At 61.1% G+C, this 26486-nt stretch carries 23 protein-coding genes and 1 tRNA gene; 14 read left to right on the forward strand and 10 right to left on the reverse strand.

Annotated features, from left to right (window positions below):
* Window positions 1-14 precede the first annotated feature (14 nt).
* The 3 genes from FZ934_RS16930 to FZ934_RS16940 are packed head-to-tail and all read right to left on the reverse strand — an operon-like array spanning window position 15 to window position 3146.
* Window positions 15-899 (reverse strand): carbohydrate ABC transporter permease, encoded by an 885-nt coding sequence (locus FZ934_RS16930; RefSeq protein ID WP_153272018.1) that lies wholly within the window; start codon window positions 897-899, stop codon window positions 15-17.
* Window positions 892-1854, reverse strand: coding sequence for a carbohydrate ABC transporter permease (locus FZ934_RS16935; RefSeq protein ID WP_194273727.1), 963 nt, complete (start codon window positions 1852-1854; stop codon window positions 892-894). The genes FZ934_RS16930 and FZ934_RS16935 overlap by 8 nt, the downstream gene beginning before the upstream one ends.
* Before the next feature lie 5 nt (window positions 1855-1859).
* Entirely contained in the window at window positions 1860-3146 is a 1287-nt protein-coding gene (locus FZ934_RS16940; protein WP_153272019.1) for an ABC transporter substrate-binding protein, read from the reverse strand.
* Window positions 3147-3346: 200 nt separating this feature from the next.
* Between FZ934_RS16940 and FZ934_RS16945 the strand changes: the two genes are divergently transcribed.
* The 5 genes from FZ934_RS16945 (at window position 3347) to FZ934_RS16965 (ending at window position 8636) form a co-directional block, all read left to right on the forward strand.
* Window positions 3347-4021 carry a TetR/AcrR family transcriptional regulator gene (locus FZ934_RS16945; protein WP_113365390.1) on the forward strand — a complete coding sequence of 225 codons (675 nt, stop codon included), beginning with the start codon at window positions 3347-3349 and terminating at the stop codon, window positions 4019-4021.
* A 135-nt stretch (window positions 4022-4156) separates the two neighbouring features.
* The gene (locus FZ934_RS16950) at window positions 4157-5305 is read left to right on the forward strand and encodes a Gfo/Idh/MocA family protein (RefSeq protein ID WP_153272020.1); all 1149 of its coding nucleotides are present in this window, start codon (window positions 4157-4159) and stop codon (window positions 5303-5305) included.
* 4 nt (window positions 5306-5309) lie between these two features.
* Window positions 5310-6476 (forward strand): dihydrodipicolinate synthase family protein, encoded by a 1167-nt coding sequence (locus tag FZ934_RS16955; protein ID WP_153272021.1) that lies wholly within the window; start codon window positions 5310-5312, stop codon window positions 6474-6476.
* 15 nt (window positions 6477-6491) lie between these two features.
* Window positions 6492-7322, forward strand: coding sequence for a sugar phosphate isomerase/epimerase family protein (locus FZ934_RS16960; RefSeq protein WP_153272022.1), 831 nt, complete (start codon window positions 6492-6494; stop codon window positions 7320-7322).
* A 39-nt stretch (window positions 7323-7361) separates the two neighbouring features.
* Window positions 7362-8636: a Gfo/Idh/MocA family protein gene (locus FZ934_RS16965; RefSeq protein ID WP_153272023.1), complete on the forward strand. Its 1275-nt coding sequence runs from the start codon at window positions 7362-7364 to the stop codon at window positions 8634-8636.
* On the opposite strand, the gene FZ934_RS16970 is transcribed toward FZ934_RS16965, so the two are convergent.
* The 3 genes from FZ934_RS16970 to FZ934_RS16980 are packed head-to-tail and all read right to left on the reverse strand — an operon-like array spanning window position 8633 to window position 12542.
* Window positions 8633-9643, reverse strand: a complete 1011-nt coding sequence (locus FZ934_RS16970) for a hydroxyacid dehydrogenase (protein ID WP_153272024.1) — start codon at window positions 9641-9643, stop codon at window positions 8633-8635. The genes FZ934_RS16965 and FZ934_RS16970 overlap by 4 nt on opposite strands.
* Window positions 9640-11496 carry a DUF2264 domain-containing protein gene (locus FZ934_RS16975; RefSeq protein ID WP_153272025.1) on the reverse strand — a complete coding sequence of 619 codons (1857 nt, stop codon included), beginning with the start codon at window positions 11494-11496 and terminating at the stop codon, window positions 9640-9642. The genes FZ934_RS16970 and FZ934_RS16975 overlap by 4 nt, the downstream gene beginning before the upstream one ends.
* Before the next feature lie 35 nt (window positions 11497-11531).
* Window positions 11532-12542, reverse strand: a complete 1011-nt coding sequence (locus FZ934_RS16980; protein WP_153272026.1) for a LacI family DNA-binding transcriptional regulator — start codon at window positions 12540-12542, stop codon at window positions 11532-11534.
* A 138-nt stretch (window positions 12543-12680) separates the two neighbouring features.
* Between FZ934_RS16980 and FZ934_RS16985 the strand changes: the two genes are divergently transcribed.
* Entirely contained in the window at window positions 12681-13970 is a 1290-nt protein-coding gene (locus tag FZ934_RS16985) for an ABC transporter substrate-binding protein (protein WP_153272027.1), read from the forward strand.
* A 65-nt stretch (window positions 13971-14035) separates the two neighbouring features.
* Here FZ934_RS16985 and FZ934_RS16990 read toward each other — a convergent pair whose 3' ends face one another.
* Entirely contained in the window at window positions 14036-14767 is a 732-nt protein-coding gene (locus FZ934_RS16990; RefSeq protein ID WP_153272028.1) for a type 1 glutamine amidotransferase, read from the reverse strand.
* Between the two features lie 113 nt (window positions 14768-14880).
* On the opposite strand from FZ934_RS16990, the gene FZ934_RS16995 reads away from it, so the two are divergent.
* Complete coding sequence (locus FZ934_RS16995) at window positions 14881-15177, forward strand: SelT/SelW/SelH family protein (protein WP_113365357.1); 297 nt, start codon at window positions 14881-14883, stop codon at window positions 15175-15177.
* Window positions 15178-15180: 3 nt separating this feature from the next.
* Here the strand turns inward: FZ934_RS16995 and FZ934_RS17000 are convergent, their stop codons facing one another.
* A complete protein-coding gene (locus tag FZ934_RS17000) occupies window positions 15181-15621 on the reverse strand; it encodes a BA14K family protein (protein WP_432443593.1) in 441 nt (146 codons plus the stop codon).
* 171 nt (window positions 15622-15792) lie between these two features.
* Here FZ934_RS17000 and FZ934_RS17005 point away from each other — a divergent pair.
* Window positions 15793-15879: transfer RNA gene (locus FZ934_RS17005), tRNA-Leu, on the forward strand.
* 218 nt (window positions 15880-16097) lie between these two features.
* Here FZ934_RS17005 and FZ934_RS17010 read toward each other — a convergent pair.
* Window positions 16098-16433 (reverse strand): hypothetical protein, encoded by a 336-nt coding sequence (locus tag FZ934_RS17010; RefSeq protein ID WP_153272029.1) that lies wholly within the window; start codon window positions 16431-16433, stop codon window positions 16098-16100.
* A gap of 56 nt (window positions 16434-16489) precedes the next feature.
* Window positions 16490-18115: a GumC family protein gene (locus FZ934_RS17015; RefSeq protein WP_153272030.1), complete on the reverse strand. Its 1626-nt coding sequence runs from the start codon at window positions 18113-18115 to the stop codon at window positions 16490-16492.
* Between the two features lie 128 nt (window positions 18116-18243).
* Here FZ934_RS17015 and FZ934_RS17020 point away from each other — a divergent pair, with 128 nt between their 5' ends.
* The 6 genes from FZ934_RS17020 to FZ934_RS17045 all read left to right on the forward strand — a co-directional run bounded on the left by FZ934_RS17020 (window position 18244) and on the right by FZ934_RS17045 (window position 26464).
* On the forward strand, window positions 18244-19308 hold the full coding sequence (locus FZ934_RS17020) for a glycoside hydrolase family 5 protein (RefSeq protein WP_153272031.1): 1065 nt from the start codon (window positions 18244-18246) through the stop codon (window positions 19306-19308).
* Between the two features lie 5 nt (window positions 19309-19313).
* A complete protein-coding gene (locus tag FZ934_RS17025; protein WP_153272032.1) occupies window positions 19314-20570 on the forward strand; it encodes a hypothetical protein in 1257 nt (418 codons plus the stop codon).
* Between the two features lie 133 nt (window positions 20571-20703).
* Window positions 20704-21588 carry a formyltetrahydrofolate deformylase gene (purU, locus tag FZ934_RS17030; RefSeq protein ID WP_153272033.1) on the forward strand — a complete coding sequence of 295 codons (885 nt, stop codon included), beginning with the start codon at window positions 20704-20706 and terminating at the stop codon, window positions 21586-21588.
* 97 nt (window positions 21589-21685) lie between these two features.
* A complete protein-coding gene (locus FZ934_RS17035) occupies window positions 21686-24613 on the forward strand; it encodes an aminotransferase (protein ID WP_153272034.1) in 2928 nt (975 codons plus the stop codon).
* 517 nt (window positions 24614-25130) lie between these two features.
* On the forward strand, window positions 25131-25325 hold the full coding sequence (locus FZ934_RS17040) for a hypothetical protein (protein ID WP_037130987.1): 195 nt from the start codon (window positions 25131-25133) through the stop codon (window positions 25323-25325).
* 122 nt (window positions 25326-25447) lie between these two features.
* Window positions 25448-26464 (forward strand): P1 family peptidase, encoded by a 1017-nt coding sequence (locus FZ934_RS17045; RefSeq protein WP_153272480.1) that lies wholly within the window; start codon window positions 25448-25450, stop codon window positions 26462-26464.
* Window positions 26465-26486: the final 22 nt, after the last annotated feature.

Here is a 26486-nt window from a genome sequence, read left to right on the forward strand (position 1 = left end):
TATCCGTAACTGCATCAGCGCTTCATGCCTGTCGTGGCAATGCCCTCGATCAGCAGCCGCTGGAAGAACAGGAAGAAGAAGAACACGGGCACCAGCGTCAGCGTCGACATGGCGAACAGGCCACCCCAGTCCGATGCGCTGGTCGAGTCGACGAAGGTGCGCAGGCCGAGCTGGATCGTGTAGGTGTTCATGTCGTTGAGGTAGATCAGCGGCCCGAAGAAATCGTCCCAGGTCCAGATGAAGGAGAAGATCGCGGCGGTCGCCAGCACCGGCAGCGACAGCGGCAGCATGATCTTCCAGTAGATGCGCCAGGCGCTGCAACCGTCCATCATCGCCGCTTCATCAAGTTCGCGCGGGATGCCGCGGAAGAACTGCACCATCAGGAAGATGAAGAAGGCGTCGCTTGCCAGGAACTTCGGTACAACAAGCGGCAGGATCGTGTTGACCCAGCCGAGGTTGAGGAACAGCACGTACTGCGGAATGAGCGTCACGTGGTAGGGGATCATCAGCGTACCGAGCATGATCGCGAACCAAAAGTTCCGGCCGGCAAAACGCAACCGCGCGAAAGCATAGGCCGCTAGAGAACAGGCAACGACATTGCCGATCACGGTGAGAACCGAGATGACCAGAGAGTTCCAGAAGAACCGCCCGAAACTGATGTCGAGCCCGGTCCAGCCCCGGACATAGGAGCCGAAGTCGATCGACGACGGAATGAGCGAGGTCGAGGAGAAGATCTCGTTTTCGGGGCGCACGGAGGCCGACACCATCCACAGCAGCGGATAGAGCATCAGCAGCGAGCCCAGGATCAGCAGCGTGTGGATGACGACCGAAGCCGGTCGGCTGCGCTTGGTGATGTCGGATGGCGGCGCCGCAACGGCTGTGGTGATCCCGTTAGTCATCGTAGTGCACCCAATAACGCGAGGTCAGGAAGGAGAAGGCCGTAAAGATCGCGATGATCAGCACGAGGATCCAGGCGAGCGCCGAGGCGTAGCCCATGCGGAAGTTTCCGAAAGCCTCCTGATAGAGATAGAGCGTGTAGAACAGCGTCGAATTGATCGGCCCTCCGGTGCCGCCGGAGATGATGAAGGCCGGCGTGAAAGCCTTGAACGCATCGATCGTCTGAACGACGGCATTGAAGAAGATGACGGGCGTCAGCAGCGGCAGCGTAATCTTGTAGAACTGCCGGAACTTGGAGGCGCCGTCGAGGCTCGCGGCCTCGTACATGTCGGTCGGAATCTGGCGCAGGCCGGCAAGGAAGATGATCATCGGCGAGCCGAACTGCCAGACGCTCAACGCCACAAGTGTGTAGATCGAGTAGCTCGGATGCGAGATCCAGCTTGGTCCGGCGATCCCGAAATGGGCAAGCGCGGCATTGACCAGGCCGTCGCCGGCAAAGAGCTGCCGCCAGAGCACGGCGATTGCCACGCTGCCGCCAAGCAGAGAGGGCAGGTAGAAGATGGCGCGGTAGACGGGCAGGCCGCGCACACCTTTGTTCAGCGCCATCGCCACCAGCAGCGCGAAGGCGAGCTTGAAAGGGACCGACAGCACCACATAGGTCAGTGTGACCTTCATCGCTGCGGCAAATTTCGGGTCGGCGGTTGCGATGCGCACGTAGTTCGCAGCACCCACCCACTCAGCCGACCGGATCATGTCGAAGTCGGTGAACGAGAGGTAGAGCGAAATCACGGCCGGTCCGAGCGTCAGCCCGAAGAAGCCGATCAGCCACGGCAGAAGGAAGAAATAGCCGGGGGCGTTGGCGTTCCAGATTCGCCGCCACCGACTGTCGGCGACCGCTCTCGGGTTATGTTCCACCGTCACGGCCGGGTCAGCCGTCGCACGCATCGCATTGTTCATGTGCTTCAACCCCGCGCGAGAATACGCGTGATCTCGTCAACAAGCTGTTTGCCGCCGTCGGCGGGCGTCAACTGCGCAAAGCCGATCTGTTCGGAAATGTTGCGCAGCACGTCCGTCCCTTCGCCGGCGCCGGATGGCGGCGGCGGCGGCAGCTTCCCGGCGAGATCGCCGAGCCCACCGACATACTCGAGCGGAATCTTGCCGACAGCGTCGAGCTTCGTTGCCACGACATCGCGCATTGCCTTCGATTCCGGAATGCCACGCTCGACGTCGAGCAATGCCGCTGCCTCCGGGTTCGTCACGAAGAAATTGACGTAATCGACAGCCTGTTCGATGGCTTTCGATTGTGCCGACACCGAGAAGAACATCGACGGCTTGCGATAGTGACCGCCCTTCGAATCCTTGGTGATACGCATGTAGTTGCTGAGCGCAAGCTTGTCCTTGTTCATCTGCTGGTAGGCGACGAACTGGTTCGAGTGTGCGTAGCCGGAAGCGGACTTGCCGAGCGTCACCGTATTGGTGTCGACATCGTTCTTGTCCAGAGCCTGGACGTCGGCGGGAACACAGGCACCGGCATCGCGGAACTTGTTCCACATGTCGAACCATTCCGAGGCTTCCTCGACACCGAAAGCGATCTTGCCATCGGCGGTGTAGAGCGCCTTGCCACGCTGGCGCAGGTAGTTTTCGAAGAGCGGCTCGTTGCCGCTGCCGTCGGCCATGCCGAACATGCCCTTGCGCTTGCCCGCCTTGGTCAGTTCGGCAGCCATCTTGCCGAATTCTTCCCAAGTCGTTGCCTGCGTCGGCAGGTCGATGCCGGCTTCCTGGAAGGCGGTCGTATTGAGGACCGTCGCGGCCGAATTCGCACCGAGGCTGACGCCGTAAAGGTGGCCGTTGACACTGCCGCCTTCGACCTGGGCCTGGTCGAAATCGCTGAGGTTCAGCTTCGAAGGCATGTAGGATTCGAGCGGCGCAAGCGCACCGCGCCCGGCATATTCGACGATGTAGCGATAATCCATCTGGATCACGTCAGGCGCATTCTTGCCGGCAACCTGCGTTGCCAGGCGTGGCCAGTAATCGCCCCAGCCGAGAAATTCGCCGGTGATCGCAACGCCGGAATTTTTGGCTTTGTAAAGTTCCGAAACCTTGTTGGTTCTGTCCGCGCGGGGCTGAGAGCCCCACCAGATCAGGCGAAGGCGGCTATCGGCTGCAAATGCCGGTGCGCCCATTGCGGAAAGCGTGAGAAGCGAGACCCCACCCGCCATGAAACCACGTCTGTTGATGCTGAACGTCATCTGTTTTTCCTCCTCCCTTGGGGAGCGCCTCCACACGCTCCTTGCTGGTTTCTCTTGCAACAAATAACTAATTGGTTACAAGCTATGGAGAAGCGCCGGGTCTGTCAAGCGCCATGAAGAACAGCTCGGCTCTATTTGCTTTTTACAATTTGCTCATAAGGCACTATGAGCGCTGGGAAGTCATTGAAAAGGGGAAGCTGATGGAAGGCGCCGGAAGAGGGGGAAAAACCACCGCAAAGCGACGTCCGCGCGAGCGCGTTCTGCAACGCGATCCGGAGCGCACGCGTGCCGCCATTCTCGAAGCCGCAACCCAGGAATTTGCCGAGAACGGCATGGGCGGCGCCCGCGTCGATGCCATCGCCGAGCGCGCCGGCACCAACAAGCGCATGCTCTACCATTACTTCGGCGACAAGGAGCAGCTCTACCTGCATGTGCTGGAAGAAGCCTATGTCGGCATCCGAACCGCCGAGCGCGCCCTGCACATCGGCGACCGGAGCCCGGAGGAGGGGATCAGCGATCTCGCGCTCTTCACCTGGCGCTATTTCCTCAAGCATCCGGAATTCCTGAGCCTGCTCGGCACGGAAAACCTGCACCGGGCGCGCTGGCTGCGTCAGTCCGTGCGTCTGAAGGAGCTTCATTCACACCTGCTGGGCGAGCTCGAACAGGTGCTGGAACGAGGAAAGAAGGCGGGCGTCTTCATCGACAGCGCCGATCCCTTGAACGTCTATCTGACGATTGCATCGCTCGGATATTTCTATCTTTCGAACCAATACACCCTCTCCACGATCTTCGGACGCGAGCTGGCGCAGCCTGAAAATATCGATGCCTGGGAACGCCAGATCGTTCACGTGACGCTGGCCTCGATCAAGGCCTGAATCCCGAAATTTAGTTTTGTCTATTGACACCGACGCTTTACGTCTGTCATCAAAGTAACTGTTTAGTTACTGGCCGGGAGGAGCTGCACCGTTGCGTGCAGCCGGCCTCGCAAGATTTTTTGCAGGGAGAGAAACGTGGCTCGTCTAGGGATCATTTTGCACGGCGTTACCGGCCGTATGGGTTACAACCAGCACCTCGTCCGCTCGATTTTGGCAATCCGCGATCAGGGTGGCCTGACGCTGAAATCCGGAGAAAAGCTGGAGATCGACCCGATCATCGTCGGCCGGAACCCGGCCAAGATGGAAGAGCTTGCCAGGAAGCACGGTATCAAGCGCTGGTCGTCGGACATCGATGGCGCGCTTGCCAATCCTGATGATCAGATATTCTTCGACGCCGGCACGACCCTCATGCGTGCCGAACTGCTCTCGCGTGCCTTGGATGCCGGCAAGCACGTCTATTGCGAAAAGCCGATCTCGGACGATTTGCAGGTGGCGATCGATCTCGCGAAGAAGGCGCGGGCATCGGGCCTCAAGCATGGCGTCGTGCAGGACAAGCTGTTCCTTCCCGGCCTTCGCAAGTTGGCGCTGCTGAAGGATTCCGGCTTCTTCGGAAAGATCCTCTCGGTGCGTGGAGAGTTCGGCTACTGGGTGTTCGAAGGCGATTGGGGCGTGCCCGCCCAGCGTCCGTCCTGGAACTACCGCAAGGCCGATGGCGGCGGCATCATTCTCGATATGCTCTGCCACTGGCGCTATGTGCTCGACAATCTCTTTGGCGAAGTCAAAGCCGTGTCGTGCCTCGGCGCAACCCATATCGGCACCCGCGTTGATGAGGCCGGCAAACCGTATCACTGCGACACCGACGATGCCGCCTATGCGACGTTCGAGCTGGAAGGCGGTGCCATCGCGCACATCAATTCATCCTGGGCTGTGCGCGTCCGTCGCGACGACCTTGTGACGTTCCAGGTGGACGGCACGCATGGTTCGGCGGTAGCTGGCTTGACCAAATGCTGGACGCAGCATCGCGTCAACACGCCGAAGCCCGTGTGGAACCCGGACCAGCCGCAGACGATCGATTTCTACAAGACCTGGGACGAAGTGCCGGACACGCAAGCGTTCGACAATGGCTTCAAGGCGCAATGGGAAATGTTCCTGCGGCACGTCGCTGAGGATAGCCCGTGGCCATATGGACTGGAGGCGGGAGCCAAGGGTGTCCAGCTGGCGGAGCTGGGCCTGAAATCCTGGGCCGAGCGCCGGTGGCTCGACGTGCCGAAGCTGGAGTTCTGAGATCGTGGCCGTCATCAATCTCCCGCTGGACGGCAAGATCGTCCCTTATACGCTGACCGGCTCGCCGATCGAACTCAGGAAGCGTAGAGCCGAAGAGTTTCCGCGTATCGCCTTTGCGGCGGCTCACGTCGTTGCCGATCCTCTCGCGGACAACGATCCGTGGCTTGCTCCGGCGATCGATTGGGATCGCACGCTGGCATTTCGCCATCGGCTTTGGGACCTCGGGCTTGGGGTTGCCGAAGCGATGGACACGGCGCAGCGCGGAATGGGCCTTGGCTGGCCCGAGGCCCGCGAATTGATCCGGCGGGCGCTTTCCGAAAGCGCAAGCCGCGGTGATGCGCTTATTGCCTGCGGTGCCGGCACCGATCACCTTGTGCCCGGTCCGGATGTGACCATCGATACGATCATACGGGCCTACGAAGAACAGATCGAGACGATCGAGGCAGCCGGCGGAAGCATCATCCTGATGGCCAGCCGCGCGCTTGCTGCTACGGCCCGAAGCCCGGACGATTACGCCAGGGTTTACGATCGCATCCTGCGTCAGGTGAAGCAGCCGGTCATCATCCACTGGCTGGGCGAAATGTTCGACCCGGCGCTCGAAGGCTATTGGGGCGATGTGGACCATCTGAAGGCGATGTCCGTCTGCCTGCAGGTGATCGGCGCCAATGCATCCAAGGTCGACGGCATCAAGATTTCCCTCCTTTCCAAGGAAAAGGAAATCGCCATGCGCCGGCAATTGCCGAAGGGCGTGCGCATGTATACGGGCGACGACTTCAACTATGCCGAATTGATAGCCGGCGATGAACTTGGTCATTCGGATGCACTGCTCGGTATATTCGATGCTATCGCGCCCGCTGCCTCGGCAGCGCTCGAGGCACTCGGGCGTGACCGCAACGGCGAGTTCTTCGAGCTTCTGGAGCCGACCGTTCCGTTGTCGCGACACATCTTCAAAGCACCGACGCGCTTCTACAAGACCGGCGTCGTGTTCCTCGCCTACCTGAATGGACTTCAGGATCACTTCACCATGGTCGGCGGCCAGCAATCTGCGCGTTCTCTCTCGCATCTGGCGGAACTGTTCCGGCTCGCCGACAGGGCGCGCGTGCTTGCTGATCCGGATCAGGCTGTTCGCCGCATGCGCGACGTGCTCGCGGTTCACGGCGTTGCCGGTTAAGGGGAGGAGAGCAGCATGCATGTCGAGGGTCTCTCCATCAATCTCGCGACGATCCGGGAACAGTGCGGCTTTGCGCGCGCGGTCGACATCTGCCTGACACACGGGATCACCGCGATCGCTCCCTGGCGAGACCAGATAGCCGCAATCGGCTTGAAGGAGGCAGAACGTATCGTCAAGGCCAATGGCCTGAAGCTCACTGGTCTCTGCCGTGGCGGTTTTTTCCCGGCCGCCGACGCCGCGGGCCGCCAGCAGGCGATCGACGATAACAAGCGCGCGGTCGACGAAGCCGCAACGCTCGGGGCCGACTGCCTGGTGCTCGTCGTCGGCGGATTGCCGGGGGCCTCCAGGGATATCGACACCGCGCGGCAGATGGTGGCTGACGGCATCGCCGCAACGCTGCCGCATGCGCGCGCTGCCGGTGTCCCGCTTGCCATCGAGCCCTTGCATCCGATGTATGCCGGCGATCGCTCCTGCGTGAACACGCTCGGCCAGGCGCTCGACATATGCGAACAGCTAGGCGATGGCGTTGGCGTGGCGATCGACGTCTATCATGTCTGGTGGGATCCCGATCTTGCCAATCAGGTTGCGCGCGCCGGCCGCATGAACCGGATTCTTGCGCACCATATCTGCGACTGGCTCGTCCCGACCAGGGACATGCTGACGGACCGCGGCATGATGGGCGATGGCGTGATCGATCTCAAAGGCATACGAAGGATGATCGAAAGCGCAGGCTTTCTCGGCGCGCAGGAAGTCGAGATTTTTTCCGCCGAGAACTGGTGGAAGCGGCCACCGGAGGAAGTGATCGCAACCTGCGTCGAGCGCTACCAAAGTTGTTGCCAGGCCTAGGAAATCTGTTCGTTTCATACGCATGAGGAGGATCATTCGATGGAGAAACGTCGCTTCGCCCTGATCGGAACGGGAAACCGCGGCACCACCATGTGGGGCAAGGAACTGCTAGCCGGCTGGCGCGAGCACGTGGATCTGGTCGCGATCGTCGACACCAATTCGCTGCGTGCCGAACGGGCCCGCACGATGATCGGCAGTAACGCGCCGATTTATGAGAATATCGACGCCATGCTCGCCGAGCAGCAGGTCGACCTCGTCATCGTCTGTACGCCTGATTATACGCATGACGACATCGTCGTTCGCGCACTGGAAGCCGGCATCGACGTCATCACCGAAAAGCCGATGACGACGGCGGTCGACAAGATCCGCCGTATCCTCGATGCGGAGAAGCGAACCGGCAAGCGTGTCGACGTTTCGTTCAACTACCGCTACGCGCCGACGGCCGCCAAGATCAAGGAACTGCTGAACGCCGGCGAGATCGGCCGCGTCACCTCGGTAGACTTCCACTGGTATCTCGATACCAAACACGGCGCCGACTATTTCCGCCGCTGGCATGCCTATGCGGAAAATTCCGGCAGCCTTTTCGTGCACAAGGCAACCCACCACTTCGATCTCTTGAACTGGTATCTCGATAGCGATCCGGATGCCGTCAGCTCCTTTGCCGATCTGCAGAACTACGGCCGCAAGGGGCCGTTCCGCGGCCCACGCTGCAAGCTCTGTCCGCACTCCGGCGAGTGCGACTACTACCTCGATCTCGAAGCCGATCCATTCCTTGATTCACTCTACGAGGATCCGTCGAAGATCGACGGCTACTTCCGCGACGGCTGCGTCTATCGCGAGGATATCGATATCCCCGACACGATGGTCGTCAGCCTCCGCTACAAGAACAATGTCCACGTTTCCTATTCGCTGAACACCTTTCAGCCGATCGAGGGCCACCACATCGCCTTCAACGGCACGCATGGGCGGATCGAACTCAGGCAGTACGAGAAGCAGCCGTGGGAGACGCCCGACGAAGACACCATCCTGCTCGTCCGCAATTTCCCGAAAGACAAGCCTGCCCTCCAACGCATCGTCGTGCCGCATTCGGCGGGCGGCCATTACGGCGGCGACAACCGCATGCGCAACATGATCTTCAAGCAAGGCATGGAAGACACGCTCGGCCAGCGTGCCGGTACGCGCGCCGGCGCCATGTCGGTGCTCTGCGGTATTGCGGCGCTGACCAGCTCGCGCACGGGCAAGGTCGTGAAGATCTCCGACCTGATGCCGGAGATCGTGGCTGGCGGTGCACCGGCGAATTTGAAGGCCGGCTAAGCAATCAGCGCCAGGTCGCGGCGCTGGATCTGATAGAGGAGCGGTTCGCCCTTGGTGAACCGCTCTATTTCGTCGATTGCCATATCCCCAAGCCTTCCGCGCTCCAGCCCCACGGCGCCGGCGATGTGCGGCGTCAGGAAGACATTCGGCAGATCGTAGAAGGCCGACCCCTTCTCGGGTATTTCAGGATCCGTGACGTCGATGATCGCGTCGATCCTTCCGGTCGCAAGCGTCTCAAGCAGCGCCGCTTCATCGATCAGCGCGCCGCGAGCCGTGTTGATCAGCGTGGCGCCGACCTTCATCAGCGACAGCTCGGCAGCGCCAATCATATGATGCGTCGACGGAAGCGAGGGGGCGTGCAGGGAGACGATGTCCGATCGTTTCATCAGCATCGCCAGATCGACCTTCTCGGTTCCGAGGCTGTGTGCCTCAACGGTATCGACGGTCGGATCGAAGAGGAGCACTTGATATTGGAACGGCCGCAGCAGCTCGATGACCCGTCGACCGATGCGTGAGGCGCCGACGATGCCGACCGTCCGGCGATAATTGCCGATCGCGAGCCGTTGCATCGCATGCGTCCGGTCGCGATCTCGATCGGAGACGTAGTGGTCGCGGAAGCGAAACACCTGCTTGCCGGCGAAGATGATCGCCGCAAGCGTGAATTCCGCTACCGGCACCGAATTGGCCTCGGCGGCATGCGTCACGACAATCCCGGCCTCGAAGATCGGTTCACCGATGATGCCCTTCACGGTGCCAGCCGCATGGGCGATCAGCCGCAGCTGTGGGGCCGCCGCAAGCACCGCAGGCCCGACAGGCGGAGCGCCCCAGCCGGTAATAAGAATATCGGTCTTGGCGAGAATGCGCAGCGCGCGATCGTCGCTGAAATTCTGCAGCGGTTGAGGATCGAGAACATCGCCGATGCCAGCGAGCCGGTCCAATGCCTCGGCATTCAGGACGTGTTCGGTCCGGGACGGCTGCATCGCAAGCGCAATGGAGGGGCGCGTCATGGCATTTGTCCCGGCGCTTCGATGGCGCTGACGCGGATGCCCGAGTTCGCCACCAGTGCTTCGAGTTCCTGAAGGTCAGGGGCACGAGGCGGCCTGGTCCAGGCGCCGGTTGCTGTGGCCGTGTCGTTGGCGGCAAGCACCGCCGTCATCAGGATCGTCTGGCCCGCTGGAATTTCGCCGCGCAACTGCGGCACCAGAGTTTTCGCGACGATCATGTTGGTGTTTGGCGGTGCCTTTTGCATCAGGCCCACGCGCGGAACCTGCGAGCCGATATCGACGATGCCGCTGAAGTCGGCCTCGCCGATGACGTAGGCACTCGGACCGTCAGCGACCAGCGTATCGAGCTCGAAATCCCGGCGTGCGATCGCAAAGCCCCCCTCTGCCGTCTGCAGCGGCCGGGGTGTGTTGATGCGGTGGACGCGGATGTGCCATGGCGCTGCCGGTACCAGCCAGGTCTCGACGTCCACATCCTGAAATGGCGACCACCTGGAATAGAGAACCTCGCCTGCAAGCTTGGCCTCCTTGTTGGTCTCGCGAACCCGGTAATGCAGGCCGTCATCGCTGAAGGCGAGAGCGGAATCGAAGGCTGCGCCGGCGAAGCCGCGCTCGTCGGATTCGACGCTGAAGCCGTAGCGGCTGGAATAGGCGAACTTCGCGTATTTCTCCGTACCGAACCGCATCTGCAGGTTTTCCTGGCCGGAGGAAAGGGCGACGACATCGCCGCGATCACGCATCAGCACCATACCGGGATGACGCTGCGGCAGGACGCTCGCCGTTTCGACCGGCGGCGTTTCCCCTGCCGTCCAGAAAGGATGGTCCTCGGCCAGCGCCAGCGGCAGAAACGCCTTGAAGGCCCAATAGGGCGAACCGGCCGAATTGTAATTTTCAGACATCAGCAGGTTGGGATAGCCGAAGCCGATCGACAGAATGCCGTCGCGGTTGGTCATCGGCTTTTCCTTCCACCAGCGCAGGTGCTGCAGGCAGAGGCTCTTGACCTCGCCCCAGGGCAAAGCCTCGAGGTCGGCGAAGGCAAGGGCCGACCAGAAACCGGCACAGGCAAAGCGGTAAGTCAGGCTGCGGCCGAAGGGAACGGTCGCGCCATCCGAGCCGAACCACTGCTTGAAGTCATCAGCGAAAAGGAGCGCGCGTTCGCGGTAACGCTTCGCGTAGTCGTCATCGACGAGCTTGGAATAGATCAGCCCGTAGAAATGCATGGCGAAGGGAATGTAGTGGTCGATCCGGCGCACATTGCCGTCGCGATACCAGCCGTCACCGATGTAGAAGCCCTCGAGCTCCTCGAGATACTGCTTGGTCAGGCTGCGGTCGAAACTGGCGCCGACGCGATCGAGCGCGATGTCGACGAAGATGCGGAAGAATTTCCAGTTGTTGTCGGCATAGTCGAACTGCCGGGCATGCCTGAGATAGGCGACGACGTTATCTCGGGCCCGTCCACCAAGCGGCTCCCACACCTTCTCCGGCACCAGCGCCAGAGCAAAACCGAGCGCGGCAAGCTCCACCATCCGCTGGTCACGGCCGTTGACCGTGCCCCAATATTCCGGGTGTTTCGGATCGGTGCCGTTGGCGATGCCCTCTGCAAACCGATGCCATTCCTTAAAGTCGCCTCCTCCGGCGCCAAGCGGCGCCAATCCCCAGAGCGGCCGTGCAAAGCCTTCGAGATCCGCTGCCGCGCGGTCGAAATGCGCAGCCGCGCCGTCGAGCCGGACGCGGGCATTGCCTGTCGAAAAATAGGGGAGCAGCGGATCGAAGAGATCTCGAAGCGCCCGCGACATGTCCTCGCGCGTCTTCAGCGGATTGTTGGCAAGCGGATTTGCACTGGCAGGATCATAGGTCATCGGCATTGCTCATGTCGGGGCTCGTGTCAGGGGTTCTAAACGGTGCCGCCGGCAATCGGGACGACGGCATGGCAGATCTGGCGGGCAGGGGCGGTCCGATCCCTGAAGCGCGCAACCATGAGATTGGCCGCCTCCCGGCCCAACGCCACGCGATCGACACGCATGGTCGACAACGGCGGGTTGGTCATCAGCGCACAGGGAAGGTCGTCGAAGCCGAGGATGGCGAAATCCTCAGGTACCCGCAGTCCGGCTTCAGTCACTGCTTCGAGAACGCCGACAGCAATGAAATCGTTCATGCAGAAGGCGGCAGTGAATCCGGCTTTCTCGGCGAGCACCTCAGTCGTCAGCTCATGCGCTTCCTGGGTCGCGCTGCCCTGAAAGCTCATCGCTACCAAGCGCCCTTCGGCGCCGTCCACCTCCCAAATCGCCGCCTTGAAACCCCGGATGCGCTCGCGAATCGTGTTTCGATGAGATCCCGTCAGATGAAGGATCCGCCGATGGCCGGCATTCAGTAGCCGGGTCGTCGCTTCGTAGGCACCGAAGAAGTTCGAGGGCGCCGTGCCGTCGATCTTCAGCTGCGGATCGGTGCCATTGACCAGTACCGTCGGGATTGCCGCATCCTCGATCCACGCACGAAGCTCGGCGCTCGGATCGATCCCGACGAGGAACAGTCCATCCGCACCTGCTGTCTGCATGTAATCATGTACCACATCGGCGGTTGCCCGGTTCTCGCGGATCAGCCGTACCTCAAAGGGCATGCCGGCATCGAGCGCGCCGGCGCGCAGGCCTTCAACGATCCCTTCGTAGAAGACACTAAGCCCGCCCGTCACGCCGTCGCTTGCAATTAGCGCGAGGGTGCCGCGTTGCGCGCCACCGGTCGTGCGGGATGAATAACCATTCTCGGCCGCCACCTTGAGAATGTGCTGGCGCACGCTTTCGCTGATGCCCGGCTCGTTGGCGAGCACGCGCGACACCGTGGAGACGGATACGCCTGCCATCGTCGCGATATCGGCCTGTCTCAGTTTCTTGGTTTTGATCTCGTTCATGAGTGCAGATTATGCAAATAATGCAAATTTGCAAGAAGAAGATAATTTGTTGCATTGGTGATTTTTTTGCGTAGTCTGCCCTGCACAAGCCCACCACGCTGTTGGAGGACGGTCGGGCAAAGAAAAGGAGGATGAAAAATGCAGGTCAATCGCCGTTCATTTCTCATGGGCTCGGCCGGTATCGCTACTGGGCTGGCTTTCGGCGCCGGGAGCGCAATTCCGGCCTTTGCTGAGGACGCTAAACTCCGCGCCATGTGGTGGGGCTCGAACGATCGCGCCAAGCGCACCCTTGATGTCGCCAAGCTCTATGAAAGCAAGAATGCCGGCGTTTCGATCGTCGGCGAGTCGCTGAGCGGTGATGGCTACTGGACCAAGCTCTCCACTCAGATGGCCGGTCGCGCTATCGCGGATGTGTTCCAGCTCGAGCCCGGCACGATATCGGACTATTCCAAGCGCGGCGCCTGCCTCGCGCTGGACGAATTCGTACCCTCGACATTGAAGGTCGATTCCTTTGGCAAGGACATGCTGAAGCTGACGACGGTCGACAACAAGCTCTTCGGCATCGGTCTCGGCCTTAACTCCTTCGCGCTGTTCTTCGACCAGACCGCCTTCGAGAAAGCCGGCATCCCGGTTCCGACGGCAGATCTCACCTGGGAGGAATACGCCAAGCTCGCGGTCGAATTGACGAAGGCCGGCGGCAAGGACAATTACTGGGGCGGTCCCTACGGTGCCCGCTACACCTACGTCTTCGATGCCTGGCTGCGGCAACGCGGCAAGAGCCTCTACAGCGACGGCAAGCTCGGCTTCAGCGTCGATGACGCGACGGCCTGGTACACCTTCTGGGAAGACCTGCGCAAGAAGGGCGGCACGGTCGCAGCCGACGTCCAGACACTCGACCAGAACACCATCGACACCAACGCGCTGGCGCTCGGAAAAGCGGCAATGGGCATGGCCTATTCCAACCAGCTCGTCGGTTACCAGCTGATCTCCAAGAACAAGCTCGCGATCACGCTGCTGCCGCGCGAAAAGAAGGGCGGTCCATCCGGCCACTACTACCGCCCGGCATTGATCTGGAGCGTCGGTGGTAGCACCAAGAACGGCGAGGCCGCGGCGAAGTTCATCGACTTCTTCGTCAACGACGTCGAAGCCGGCAAGATCCTCGGCGTAGAGCGCGGCGTGCCGATGTCGCCTGCCGTGCGCGAAGCGATCCTCCCGCAGCTCAATCCGACCGAGCAGGACACCGTGAAGTACATCAACCTGCTCAAGGATCAGGTCGGCGAGTATCCGGCCCCGGCCCCGCTCGGCTCGACGCAGTTCGATCAGCGCGTCTTCCGTCCGATTGCCGATGAGCTCGCTTTCGAGCGGACGACGCCCGCGGAGGCTGCGGCTCGTTTGCTGGAAGAGGGCAAGGAAACCATCAAGGGCTAATCGCCTGAGCCGACACCTTCGCGGTCACCCCTCTCGCGAAGGTTCGTCGCGAAAGTCTGGCGGTGTTATCCAACCGCCGCCAGCCTTTCCGTATCCACTACGATCATCCCCACCCAGTTGCGCGCAATTGCGGCACCGGTGGCGTCGGCATCGGCCGCATGGGCCTTCACGAGTGCGTCGTATCGGCCGAGCCAGCTTGCATCCATTCGCTCGATCGTCGTCCGAAACTCGGACTTCCAGCCGTCGACGATGTCGGAGCTCGCTTCGAAGTGAAACTGAGTTCCATAGGCCGCGCGCCCGATTCGAAACGCCTGATTCTGCGTTATCCCGCTCGCGGCAAGATGAGTGGCGGATGCCGGCAGGGTGAAGGTGTCGCTGTGCCACTGGAAGGTGGTGAAGCTCTCGCCGAGCCCGGCAAGAAAGGGATCGCTCTTGCCGCTTTCCGATTTGCTCACGTCCTGCCACCCGAATTCCAGACCCGCATCGAGGCGGTTTTCAGCTTCATAGGCGCGCGCCAGGATTTGCGCGCCGAGGCAAATGCCGAGCACGGCTTTGTCGGCCTCGGCAAAATCGCGCATCAGCAGGGCCAGCGCCGGCAGATAGGGGTGGTTCTCGTCGTCGAGCGCATTCTGCTCGCCGCCGAGCACGATGAGCGCGTCGTGGCTGCCGGTGCCTGAAGGCAGCTGGCCGTCGATCCACGGCCGGAAGCGCTCCACCTCTGCGTTCGCTTCGGCAAGGGCGATCCCGAGGGGGCCAAGCGGGGTGCTCTTCATGTTCTCAATGACGGCGACGCGCATCCGGCTCTCCTGTTCGTTGATTGCGACACGAACACCATGCGTCGGTCGATTGCAATATGCGGCGCGCGGGATTATCGCAGTTCGCAACCGGAACAGGAGAACCGAGGGTAGCCATGAGCGAAACGAAGCCCCGAGTTACAATTCTCTATTGCACCCAGTGCAACTGGTTGCTGCGCGCCGGCTGGATGGCGCAGGAACTGCTGCAGACCTTCTCGGACAGCCTCGGCGAAGTGGCGCTGATACCCGGCACCGGCGGCAATTTCGAGATCCGCGTCGATGGCGATCTCATCTGGGAGCGAAAGCGGGACGGCGGCTTCCCCGGTCCGAAGGAACTGAAGCAGCGGGTGCGCGACATCATCGAGCCCGATCGTGATCTCGGCCATGTCGATCGCGCGTCGCTGGAAAGCTGATCATCAATCGTAAGGCGAATTGCACGTCTTGTAGATGCCTTCGTAGGTCACGAAGCGATCGGTTCTCGGGTTGTAGCTGCGGTATTGATTCCGACACCATTCCACATGGAAGCTCTGGGTCTCCTTCGGCGGAGGCAAAACCTTCGCCGCCGGCGGCGGCGCGTAGTAGAGCGGTGCGCGCCCTTGCGCGCCCGGTCGGTAATAGTAGGGCTGTTGCCCCGCCGCCGTTGGTGGCCGGTAGTTCGGCTGGACGTACGACGGCCGGAAGGACTGGCGCTGCCCGAAGGTAAAGCAGCCGCGCGGATCGCACATCGTCGAATCCACCTTCATGATTCGCGCGTCGGGCGTGGCAGGCGCGAATCGCTCGCGCGGCATCGCGGAAAGCTGCCCGGCGGATATCACCGTCAGGACGATCATCAGCCAGGACACATGCAAAGCGGTCATCGCATCGCTCCTCTTTTTTATCATCATATAGGACGGCGCCGAAAACGGCCATATTCCCGCAGATCCACGGCGACCATTCTTCGCTCTCCGGTCGATTTTTTGCGAGCTGTCGCGAAAACTTCAAAAAGCCTGTTGACACCGAGAGGCCACCCCCGTACATGGCTCTCCGTCGCCCAGATGGCGGAATTGGTAGACGCGCCAGCTTCAGGTGCTGGTACCCGAAAGGGTGTGGAGGTTCGAGTCCTCTTCTGGGCACCATTCCATTTTGAGAAACGTAGATTTCTCAATTATTTCAAGATGTAGATGATCCTGTCAGTACGCTCTCCGGTCCACCGGAGGACGGTTATGGGACAAGTCTTGAAATACGCTAGACCTGCGAAAGTCGGGACTTGGCGGTATCTTTGGCGGATGCCAAAGGCAGCCCGCAGCATCGTAGATCCCACAGATTTCTTGGTGCTCTGCCGCGCGATTTCATGTCACCGAACAGGCTGATAGTGCCCCCGGCGGGGAACCTGCGTTCCCGTCGTAGACAGGCCGTCACGGTCGCAGACATACACCAGCGTCGGCATTCCGCCTGAGCGGAAGATATCGTCATAACGGCGGCGAATGAGCCTTGTCTCGGTACGGCAGCTGAATTGCTCTTCCTCGGTCTTGTCGGGCTGCGATTTGACGCCGGGCAGGTCCTTGTAGGGGTAGAGTGATTGGATACCAGGTTCACCGGCGCGCTTCCAGTCCGTGGCTTCGCCTGTTGTCGCCGACAGAATGGCCACGCCGACCGCCACGCAAGCGATAGTTTTCCGACCAATTCTCATCTCTGCCTCGGACAGTCACATCTACCCATCGGATGTAGGCATCCGGAGGGGAAGCATCAAGCGTTGGCGCCCGGTCGAGTGCGCTGGCGCGGACGCAGATAGCTGCGGATGACCGGGTGTGAAACCAGGGAGGCGACGATCGCAAAGCCGGCGCCGGCGAGGAAGCCTGCCAGCAATCCGCCGATGACGCCCGCGATCAGCAGGATCTTCTTGCCGGGGCCGTTGGCCTTCAGCGGAATTTCGGCCGGGGAAATGACACGCAGATTGGTCTGCGAGAGATTTCGCTCTTCGCTGGTCTGGCTCGATCGTTTCTGGACGATTTCATAGATATCGCGCGCTGCGGCCGCCTTGCGCTGCAGTTCGTTCAGCTCCACCTGCTTGTCCGAGGTGTTGACCTGCAGCGCCTTTTGAACGGTAAGCTCCTTGGAGATCGCGTCCTCGGCCTTCTTCGCCTGTTCGTATTCCGCTCGGGCGCTGCTTGCCAGCCGCTGCAGCTCGCCACGGATTTCGTCCGCGATGCTCTGCAGCGATGAGCGGGCTGCCTGCAATCGCGGATGGCGGCTGCCCATCTGGCTCTGGAGGCTGCCGACGATCGCGGCTTGCGTCGAATACTGCTGGCGAAGGCTCGCAAGCGCCGTCGAGGCGGCATTTGCCTGCTGGTTGTCGCTGACGACATCCTCGAAGCGGAGGTTGGCTGCGGCATCGGCTTTCGCCTTTGCCTGGATCGTCTTGTCCTGCGCGGTCACCAGAAGGTTATTGAGCGACGCCAGACGTTGATCGGAGATCAGGCCGTTCTGGGTCGCGGCCATGTCGTTGTCGGCGCGGTAGGTCTCGACGGCCTGCTCGGCATCCTGCACCTGCTTTCGCAAGTCGTTCAGGCGGGCATCGAGCGTTGCGGATGTGTTTTCGTAGGCACCGTTGTTTGCGTTGGTCTCTTCCTGCAGGAACGAGGCAACGACTTGGTTGGCAAGCTTGGCCGATTTCTCGGCTCCCTTGGTCGTCGCAGTCAGCGAAACGACATAGCTGCCGGCGGGGCGGTCGATGACGAGCGCTTTCGCCAGCGTGCCGATCACCGCGGCACCATCGGCTCGGCCCGCATTGAATTCCGGATCCGCATCGAGATTCATCGCGTCGGCGACGCGACGAAGCACGTTGCCGGAGAGCAGGATCTGCATCTGGCTGTCGATGATCCCCGAAACCATCTCTGGAGAGGGGACGGAGGATTGTGCGCTCGGATCGCCAAGGCCGGCCGGGCGGGGATCGAAGAACAGCTTGGTATTGGCGGTGAACTTTTCCGGGCTCATGGGCAGCACGACCGCGCCAAGCAGCGCGCCTGCGACCGCGGCGGCAAGCACGACCAGGCGCCGGCGCCATATGGCATCGACGGCGCTGCGAAGATCGAGCAGGGGTTCTCCCGGAATATACGCGGGCGCCGGTTCCGGCACTTCAATCTTCGCTGGCGTTTCCTCCACGGGCGCGATGAACTCGGCCTGCGGTTCTGGCGTCGGTTCGGCAGCAGGGCTGTCGGGAATGATCGAAGCGGGTGCTGGTTTCTTCGGCAGGAAGTCGGACGGGCGCAACGCAGGGCTACGCGGCGCGGCTCGCTCCGGCAGCGGCGGGGCTGTTTCATAGCTGCGCCAATGCGGCAGCCGGCTCGCCCTGTTCCTGTCAAACTGAGTCATACGCGCGCTCGTTGTCCGCTCTTGGGGAGGGTCTGGCGGAGTTACAGAGACTTTAGAAATTCTTAGCTAACGGAGCGTTAAGATCGCGGATGCCAGAAAGCGCGAAGACAATTCGTCAAGCAGGGAGCATGGCCATCATATCTCTATCGGTCTGGCGGCGTCTTCTGGCCGCGAGCATGTTAATTCTTGTCGCGCCGGCATCCATGGCGGCTGAGGCTGGTCCCTGCATGCGCGGCGTCAATCTGTCCGGCGCCGAGTTCGGAGAGCCCGGCGGCGAATATTTCAAGGCATATGCCTACCCTTCGGAAGAGACGATCGCATACTTTGAAAAGGCCGGCACCAACACGGTGCGACTGCCTTTTCTCTGGGAACGGCTGCAGCCCGAACTCGGCAAGCCGCTCGACGAAGCGGAGCTGACGCGCCTGAAGGATACTGTCGATTTGCTGCGCAAGCACCATCAGAGGATCGTTCTCGATCCGCATAACTATGCCTCCTACAACAAGGTGAAGATCGGTAGCGACGCCGTCACCAACGCGGCATTTGCGGAATTCTGGGCCCGGCTTGCGGTCGAATTCTCCAATCAGGACGATGTCGTCTTTGGCCTCATGAACGAGCCGAACGACATCGACACGGATGTCTGGCTGAAGGCGGCCAATGCGGCAATCCGCACGATCCGGGCAACCGGCTCCAACAACCTGATCCTCGTTCCCGGCACGAAATGGACGGGCGCCCACTCCTGGATGACCGATGGCCCGGGCGGCGCGAACGGAACCGTCATGCTCGGCGTGACCGATCCTCGCAACAACTACGCCTACGAGGTGCATCAGTATTTCGATGATGATTCGTCCGGCACCCACGCCGAGTGCACCGGCGGGCAAAAAGCGCTGGATGCGATCGGTGGCATGACGAAATGGGCGAAGGACAACGGCAAGAAGCTGTTCCTCGGTGAATTCGGTGTCTCCCAAGACAAGGCCTGCGTGGCAGAGCTGACCGGCGTCCTGCATGCGATGCAGGCGGATGGAGCAGTCTGGCTCGGCTGGACCTATTGGGTTGCCGGAGACTGGTGGCCGGAAACCGAAACGTTGAACGTGCAACCCCATGACGGCAAGGACCGGGCGCAGATGAAGGCACTGAAAGCGGCCTTCAAGGCAGCGAAGCCTGCTGCGGGCGCTTGCACCACACTGACGGATTGATTGTCGTGGGAAAAAGCCTCGAACGCGAACCGATAGACTATGGCATCCTCGCCGTCAGCGTTCTCGGCGTCACCTACAATGCCATCCTGGCCTTCATCAATCACAACATCATGCCGATGACGCCTGGTGTCGTGGTGCTGAGCGAAATTCTCATTCTCGCATTCAGCTTCGCGTTCATCTTGAGAAAAGGAATCTTCGAAGCGGATCTCGTGCCGCTCGGCTATCTCGTGCTGACGATCGTGCTGACCGTCTATGTGATGGTCATCAACAAAGCCGGCTATATAGATCATCTGCGCAACGTCCTGATCATCTTTGCCTTCGTCGTCATGGGGCGCTGGGTCAACGAGCGAACCCTGAAGCTCGCCTTCAAGATCTGTTGCCTCTCCGTGCTGCTGGTGCTGATCTGCGAGATCCTGTCGACGCCGGCCTATGTGGCTCTTTTCCATCCCGCCGACTATTTTCAAAACACCCGCGGCGTGCCGCCGGCGACCTATAGCGACAGCGGTCTGTTTCGCGGCGCGCTTGGCTTCGAAGGGCGCTTCTCCTTCGGGCTCATCGATCATCGCTCGTCGTCGATCTTCCTCGAGCAGGTCTCGCTCGCGAATTTCTGCGGCGTCATCGTTATCTATCTCGTCAGTTTCGCCAATCGCCTCAGCCTGTTCGATCGCCTCATCTTCGCATCGACGATCTTCCTTATTCTCATCACCAACGACACGCGAACCATGCTGATATTCACCGTCGTCAGCGCCGTTGGCTACGTCGTCTACCCTTGGATCCCGAAGATCTGCGATTTTCTGATGATGCCGATGATCGTCGTGGTCGGCTTTGCCATCCATTCGTTCAAGCCGGATGCGCACGAGGATGATTTTGTCGGCCGTATCAGCGGTACCGTCAGAAACATCCTCGACATGGATCTCGCAGCCACCCTCGGGTTGGAACTCGACAAGGCAACGACCTTTGTCGATAGCGGCTATGTCTACATCACCTACGGCGCCACCATTTTCGGCCTGATCCTTTTCTGGCTGTTCGTTTCCTTCTATCCTGCGGGCAGGACGCCGAACCAGAAACGCCTCTGCCATGCCTTGTCGCTCTTCATGTTTCTCAACCTGATGATCGGCTCGACGGCCATCTTCTCGATGAAGACTGCGGGCCTCGTCTGGCTTCTTGTCGGTTTCCTCAAGTTCAATGAAGGTTCGACGGCGGGGATTCGCGTTTCCGCGACGCAAGCGGGACGGACTTTCTCCCGATCTGTCGTAAGTTGATGGTGGGCAGCGCGGTGGAGCAACCGGTGCTCGGCTGAATTGCTATAGATGCGCGAACGTCCCCGCTTGATAGGCTGCTTTGCTTTGATTTAAGCAGGCGTCATCGGCGCTGGCCGGAAGAGGAATGGAAAGCATGACGAACTATGTATTGACGGTAACCTGCCCATCGACGCGCGGGATTGTTGCGGCGATTTCGAACTATCTGGCCGACCAGGGCTGCAACATCACCGATTCCTCGCAGTTCGACGATCTGAGCACCGGCAGGTTCTTCACCCGCGTCAGCTTCATCTCCGAAGAAGGCGTTGCGCTGCCGGCGCTGAAGGAAGGCTTCGTGCCCGTGGCGGAGAAGTTCGGCATGGATGCCGAGATCTATGACGGCGATCAGCGCATGAAGGTGCTGCTGATGGTGTCGCGCTTCGGCCATTGCCTCAACGACCTGCTCTATCGCTGGAAGATCGGCGCGTTGCCGATCGAGATCGTCGGCGTCGTCTCCAATCATTTCGACTACCAGAAGGTGGTCGTCAATCACGACATCCCCTTCCACCACATCAAGGTGACGAAGGAGAACAAGCCGCAGGCGGAAGCGCAGCTGCTCGATCTCGTCGAGCAGACGGGAACCGAACTGGTGGTTCTTGCCCGCTACATGCAGGTTCTGTCGGATGCGATGTGCCGCAAGATGTCCGGGCGGATCATCAACATCCACCACTCGTTCCTGCCGAGCTTCAAGGGCGCCAACCCCTACAAGCAGGCCTACGAGCGGGGCGTGAAGCTGATCGGCGCGACGGCGCACTATGTCACCGCCGACCTCGACGAAGGTCCGATCATCGAGCAGGACACGGCCCGCATCACCCATGCGCAGAGCGCCGACGACTATGTCTCGATCGGCCGCGATGTCGAAAGCCAGGTGCTGGCGCGTGCCATCCATGCCCATATCCACCGCCGTTCCTTCCTGAACGGCAACCGCACCGTCGTCTTCCCGGCAAGCCCGGGAAGCTATGCGTCCGAGCGGATGGGGTGACCCAGGCGGGCACGGCTCCCGCGGGCATTCGATCTTGCCGATGGTAAGCATTTGATTATCTGCTTATCGTTGCGAATCGAATCGCGCGGGGGATCGCATGACTGATGAAACGCTTGCTCGGTGTCTTGAGCTTCCGCGTCCCGATGTAACGGCTGCGGAAGCGTCGGACATTCTCCTGTCGCGATACGGCCTTTCAGGCGTCATCACCGAACTCGGAAGCCAGCAGGATCGGAACTATCGGGTCGAAACCGATGACCGCCGTTATGTCCTCAAGATATGCCACATGGCCTATGAGACTTTGGAGCTCGAGGCCCAGAACGCAGCGATCAGGCACATCGGAGAGCAGGCCGACGCGCCGCGCGTTCCGCAGGTCGTGCCCTCCGCCGATGGCCAGGATATCGTCGCCGTTACCGTGCGCGAGCAGACGTTCCAGGTTCGGCTGCTTGAATATCTGGATGGCGAAGGCCTGACCGGTCACCGCCATCTGCCGGAAACATCGATTGCCGCGCTGGGCGCGGTCTGCGCACGGCTTGCAAGATCGCTCGCGGACTTCAACCATCCCGGCCTTGATCGCAATCTGCAATGGGATCTGCGCCGGGCAGGTCCGGTCGCAGTCCAGCTTTTGTCCGCGATAACGGACAGTGCTGCACGAGACCGGATCGCCAAGACCATGGTGTCGGCCGTGCGCCGCATACAGCCCTTTGCGCCAGCACTTCGCCTCCAGGCCGTGCATCACGACGTAACCGGCGACAATGTCGTCTGCCATCGCGACGAACAGGGGCGGCCGATCCCGGATGGCGTAATCGATTTCGGCGACATCATTCGCGGCTGGTTGGTGGGCGACCTTGCCGTCACCTGCGCGTCGCTACTCCATCAGGCGAGAGGAAATCCGCTGAATGTGCTGCCTGCGGTCAGCGCATATCAGGCGATCTATCCACTCAAGGTCGAAGAACTAAGAGCCCTTTGGCCGCTGGTGGTCGCGCGCGCCGTCATTCTGGTCGCCAGCAGCGAGCAGCAGATTTCGATCGATCCTGGTAATGATTACGTCCGCACCAACCTCGAATTGGAGCAGCGCATACTGGATACGGCGACTTCGCGGCCGTTCGATCTCATGCAAGCCGCCGTTCTGAAGGCGGCTGGTGTCGAGCCTGCCGCGGTCTCGACCGCCGATTGGCGGCCGCTCTTGCCTGACCTCGACATTGGGCAGATCGATTACGTCGACCTCGGCGTCCAGAGTCCCCATTTTGCAGCGGGCAACTGGATGCAGGCGGATATGGATTGGCGCATTCTCGCCCGTTGGGCTGCGAATGCTGGTGCCGCCGCAACGCGCTACGGTGAATACCGTCTTTCGCGCGCCACCCTCCTTTCCAAGGAAACACCAGCCACCTGCGCTCTGCACTCGGATATCTGCTTGCCTGCCGGAATGGTCGTCGCAGCGCCGTTTTCCGGCAGCATCGATTGGCAGAATCACCACCTGATCCTGGTGGGCGAGGGTGTTTCCCTGCATCTCGATGGTCTGGAACTGGATGTGGAGGCCGGAAGCACGGTGCAGGCTGGCGATGTGATGGGCACAGTTTCCGGCGAGGCATCTTCCCTCGGAGGGCTTCGCGTTCAGCTTTCGACCCTCCAGGGAGCAGACGTGCCGCTGTTCTGCACGGCGTCCGAGGCGTTCGCCTGGTCGGCGCTTTGCCCATCTCCGGCCGCCTTGCTGGGCAAGGGCGTAGACGCCCCCAAACCTGCCACCCGCGATCTCCTGGATAAGCGCCAGGCGCATTTCGCAGCGCCACAGAAGCATTATTATTCGACACCGCCCGAAATGGAGCGCGGCTGGCGTGAGCACATGTTCGATGTCGAGGGTCGCGCCTATCTCGACATGGTCAACAATGTCAGCATCCTCGGGCACGGTCATCCTCGCCTCGCGGAGGCGGCTGGTGAGCAGTGGCTGAAACTGAACACCAATTCCCGCTTCCACTATGCTGCCGTCGCGGATTTTTCCGAGCGGCTTGCATCGCTCGCGCCGGAGGGACTGGATACCGTCTTTCTCGTCAACAGCGGTTCGGAGGCCAACGATTTGGCCCTGCGGCTCGCCTGGGCCCATACAGGCGCCAGGAATGTGCTGTGCCTGCTCGAGGCGTATCACGGCTGGTCGGTGGCGAGCGACGCCGTTTCGACCTCGATCGCCGACAATCCGCAGGCTCTGACGACGAGGCCCGCATGGGTGCACCCGGTCGCGGCACCAAACACCTATCGTGGCGCGTTTCGTGGGCCGGATACGGCCGGCGACTACCTTCTGGACGTCCTGGATAACCTCGGAGACATCGAGGCGAGGGGCGAGGGATTGGCCGGCTTCATCGCCGAGCCGGTCTACGGCAATGCCGGTGGCATCGCGCTGCCGGATGGCTATCTCGCGGCCGTCTACGCGCAGGTAAGGGCCAGGGGAGGGGTGTGCATCGCCGACGAGGTTCAGGTTGGCTATGGCCGGTTGGGCCATCACTTCTGGGGCTTCGAGCAGCAAGGCGTTGTGCCCGACATCATCACTGTCGCGAAAGGCATGGGAAGCGGCCATCCGCTGGGTGCCGTGATCACGACGCGGGCCATTGCCGATTCGCTCGAAAAGGAAGGCTATTTCTTCTCGTCGACGGGCGGCAGTCCTGTCAGTTCCGTGGTTGGCATGACGGTTCTCGACATCATGGCCGACGAGGAGCTGCAGCGGAACGCCCGGGAGGTGGGCGACCATCTGAAGAGCCGCCTGGCGGCCTTGATCGATCGTCATTCCCTGATTGGCGCCGTTCACGGCATGGGACTCTATCTCGGCGTCGAATTCGTTCGCGACCGCGAAACCCTTGAACCGGCCACCCACGAGACGGCAGCGATATGCGCCCGCCTGCTCGATCTCGGTGTCATCATGCAGCCGACGGGCGATCACCTGAATGTGTTGAAGATCAAGCCGCCACTTTGCCTGTCGATGGAAAGCGCCGATTTCTTCGTGGACACGCTGGAAACCGTTCTGTCGGAAGGGCTTTGATGGTTTCCGCACTGCGTTAACCATCTAGGTCATTCTGAGTCTTTCCGTTTTTTAATCAAATACCCCATTGCCGGAATCGGACGCTGTTCCTATGTCTGGCTGCGAGCGATGGAAGCGTCTGTCGTCACACGAATTGCATAAAGACATGGTACACGTCTTCTAGTCAGTTCAGGTGTGGCGGAATGATTTTTTCCCAATCGCCGACATTTTGACACGTTTCGGAATATGTTTCCGACAGACTGTCCGGTATTGTCTACTAATAACGTAGATTAAGAAAGACAGTCATCGCCGGTCCCGGTACGCCGGGGCCAACCGCAAGCACAACGCCAAACGAAAGGAACGAGACATGATGGAAATCGATATTCTTGCCGCGCTTCCGGGGCGTTGCGTGCTTGGAAATGACCGTCCGGGCGCCCTCTCCCGCCCGAACTGTCGAATGTGACCTAAGTCCCCCTCAACGGTTCAAGACAGTCAATTCGCCATCGCCGGCGCATTCAGCGCGGCAGGAGTTCTATGCATGAAAAAAGAAGTTATCGAGTATGCGGGCGTTCCCGTCGGCATCGTCATCCCGGATGAGAACCGGCTCAAGTTTATCGCCGTGAAGTTTCACGTGCACGATCTGGACGAACAGCATTTCAGCTCGCCTGCCGAGGTGAAGCTTGCGATCCATGATCTGATGACGCGCCGCCATCCAAAACCGCTGCATGCCTGAGAAACAGGCCTGCGCCACTCTTAAGAGTTTCGAGATTTAGCGACCGGTCCCGCATATGCAGGGCCGGTCTTGTGTTTTGGGGGCCGTTGGGCTCCTATCGCGCGCTTCCGGCCACATCAAGGATGCTGCGCGTGCTCAATCTTCTCACAGACATCGATGGCGTTTCCGTCGGCCACGCGACCGATCTGCGTCTCGGTTCGGGCGTAACCGCCATCGTCTTCGACAAGCCCGCGGCGGCGTCAGGCGTTGTGCTTGGCGGCGCTCCGGGCGGGCGCGATACCGCGCTCCTTGATCCTGCCATGACCGTCGGCGAGGTCGATGCCTTCGTGCTGTCAGGCGGTTCAGCATTCGGTCTCGATGCCGCCGGTGGCGTACAGGCGGGCTTGCGGGAGGCGGGCAGGGGATTCCCGGTCGGCAACGTGCGTGTGCCGATCGTGCCGCAAGCGATTCTGATGGACCTGCTGAACGGCGGCGACAAGGACTGGGGCACGCATTCGCCATATCGGGAGATGGGCTATGATGCGTTTCGCGCCGCCGCTCCGGGAGCCTTCGCGCTCGGAACCGTGGGTGCCGGCACCGGCGCCACGACGGCATCGTTCAAGGGCGGCCTCGGTTCGGCGAGCGCCGAGACGGGCGCGGGGCTTCGCATCGCCGCGATCGTCGCCGTCAATGCACTTGGCTCCGCCACTGTTGGCGATGGCCCGCATTTCTGGGCCGCGCCCTTCGAACAGAATGCCGAATTCGGCGGATTGAGCCATCCTCCCGTTATCGAGCAGGGCGATGTCGCGATGCGTCTCAAGGGAATGAACACGACCGCCACGACCATTGGTGCGATCGTGACCGATGCTGTCATCAGCAAGGCGGAGGCGCATCGCCTGGCGATCATGGCGCATGACGGGCTTGCGCGCGCCCTGTTGCCGGCGCATCTCCCGCTCGACGGCGATACGGTCTTCGCAGCCTCGACGGGCGCCAGACCGTATCGGGGGCTGGGCGATTTCCTCGAGCTCTGCCATCTCGCCACTCTGGTCATGGCCCGCGCCATTGCACGCGGCGTCTATGAGGCGACGGCTCTGCCCGTCACGGGCGCACAGGAAGCCTGGAGCAGCCGCTATCGCAATCTGAAGGGATCGCCTAAATAGGGCGGCATTGCCTGCTGGCGGA

The sequence above is a fragment of the Rhizobium grahamii genome (assembly GCF_009498215.1).
GTDB classification, from domain to species: domain Bacteria; phylum Pseudomonadota; class Alphaproteobacteria; order Rhizobiales; family Rhizobiaceae; genus Rhizobium; species Rhizobium grahamii_A.

Bases quoted from the DNA above. Each gene is read 5' to 3' on its own strand.
- FZ934_RS17040 (WP_037130987.1), top strand. From the start codon at position 25,131: ATGAAAAAAGAAGTTATCGAGTATGCGGGCGTTCCCGTCGGCATCGTC.
- FZ934_RS16975 (WP_153272025.1), bottom strand. From the start codon at position 11,496: ATGACCTATGATCCTGCCAGTGCAAATCCGCTTGCCAACAATCCGCTG.
- FZ934_RS16980 (WP_153272026.1), bottom strand. From the start codon at position 12,542: ATGAACGAGATCAAAACCAAGAAACTGAGACAGGCCGATATCGCGACG.
- FZ934_RS17020 (WP_153272031.1), top strand. From the start codon at position 18,244: ATGGCCATCATATCTCTATCGGTCTGGCGGCGTCTTCTGGCCGCGAGC.
- FZ934_RS17035 (WP_153272034.1), top strand. From the start codon at position 21,686: ATGACTGATGAAACGCTTGCTCGGTGTCTTGAGCTTCCGCGTCCCGAT.
- FZ934_RS16970 (WP_153272024.1), bottom strand. From the start codon at position 9,643: ATGACGCGCCCCTCCATTGCGCTTGCGATGCAGCCGTCCCGGACCGAA.
- purU (WP_153272033.1), top strand. From the start codon at position 20,704: ATGACGAACTATGTATTGACGGTAACCTGCCCATCGACGCGCGGGATT.
- FZ934_RS16985 (WP_153272027.1), top strand. From the start codon at position 12,681: ATGCAGGTCAATCGCCGTTCATTTCTCATGGGCTCGGCCGGTATCGCT.
- FZ934_RS16995 (WP_113365357.1), top strand. From the start codon at position 14,881: ATGAGCGAAACGAAGCCCCGAGTTACAATTCTCTATTGCACCCAGTGC.
- FZ934_RS17015 (WP_153272030.1), bottom strand. From the start codon at position 18,115: ATGACTCAGTTTGACAGGAACAGGGCGAGCCGGCTGCCGCATTGGCGC.
- FZ934_RS17010 (WP_153272029.1), bottom strand. From the start codon at position 16,433: ATGAGAATTGGTCGGAAAACTATCGCTTGCGTGGCGGTCGGCGTGGCC.
- FZ934_RS16940 (WP_153272019.1), bottom strand. From the start codon at position 3,146: ATGACGTTCAGCATCAACAGACGTGGTTTCATGGCGGGTGGGGTCTCG.
- FZ934_RS16965 (WP_153272023.1), top strand. From the start codon at position 7,362: ATGGAGAAACGTCGCTTCGCCCTGATCGGAACGGGAAACCGCGGCACC.
- FZ934_RS16935 (WP_194273727.1), bottom strand. From the start codon at position 1,854: ATGAACAATGCGATGCGTGCGACGGCTGACCCGGCCGTGACGGTGGAA.
- FZ934_RS16930 (WP_153272018.1), bottom strand. From the start codon at position 899: ATGACTAACGGGATCACCACAGCCGTTGCGGCGCCGCCATCCGACATC.
- FZ934_RS17000 (WP_432443593.1), bottom strand. From the start codon at position 15,621: ATGACCGCTTTGCATGTGTCCTGGCTGATGATCGTCCTGACGGTGATA.
- FZ934_RS16945 (WP_113365390.1), top strand. From the start codon at position 3,347: ATGGAAGGCGCCGGAAGAGGGGGAAAAACCACCGCAAAGCGACGTCCG.
- FZ934_RS16990 (WP_153272028.1), bottom strand. From the start codon at position 14,767: ATGCGCGTCGCCGTCATTGAGAACATGAAGAGCACCCCGCTTGGCCCC.
- FZ934_RS16960 (WP_153272022.1), top strand. From the start codon at position 6,492: ATGCATGTCGAGGGTCTCTCCATCAATCTCGCGACGATCCGGGAACAG.
- FZ934_RS17045 (WP_153272480.1), top strand. From the start codon at position 25,448: ATGCTGCGCGTGCTCAATCTTCTCACAGACATCGATGGCGTTTCCGTC.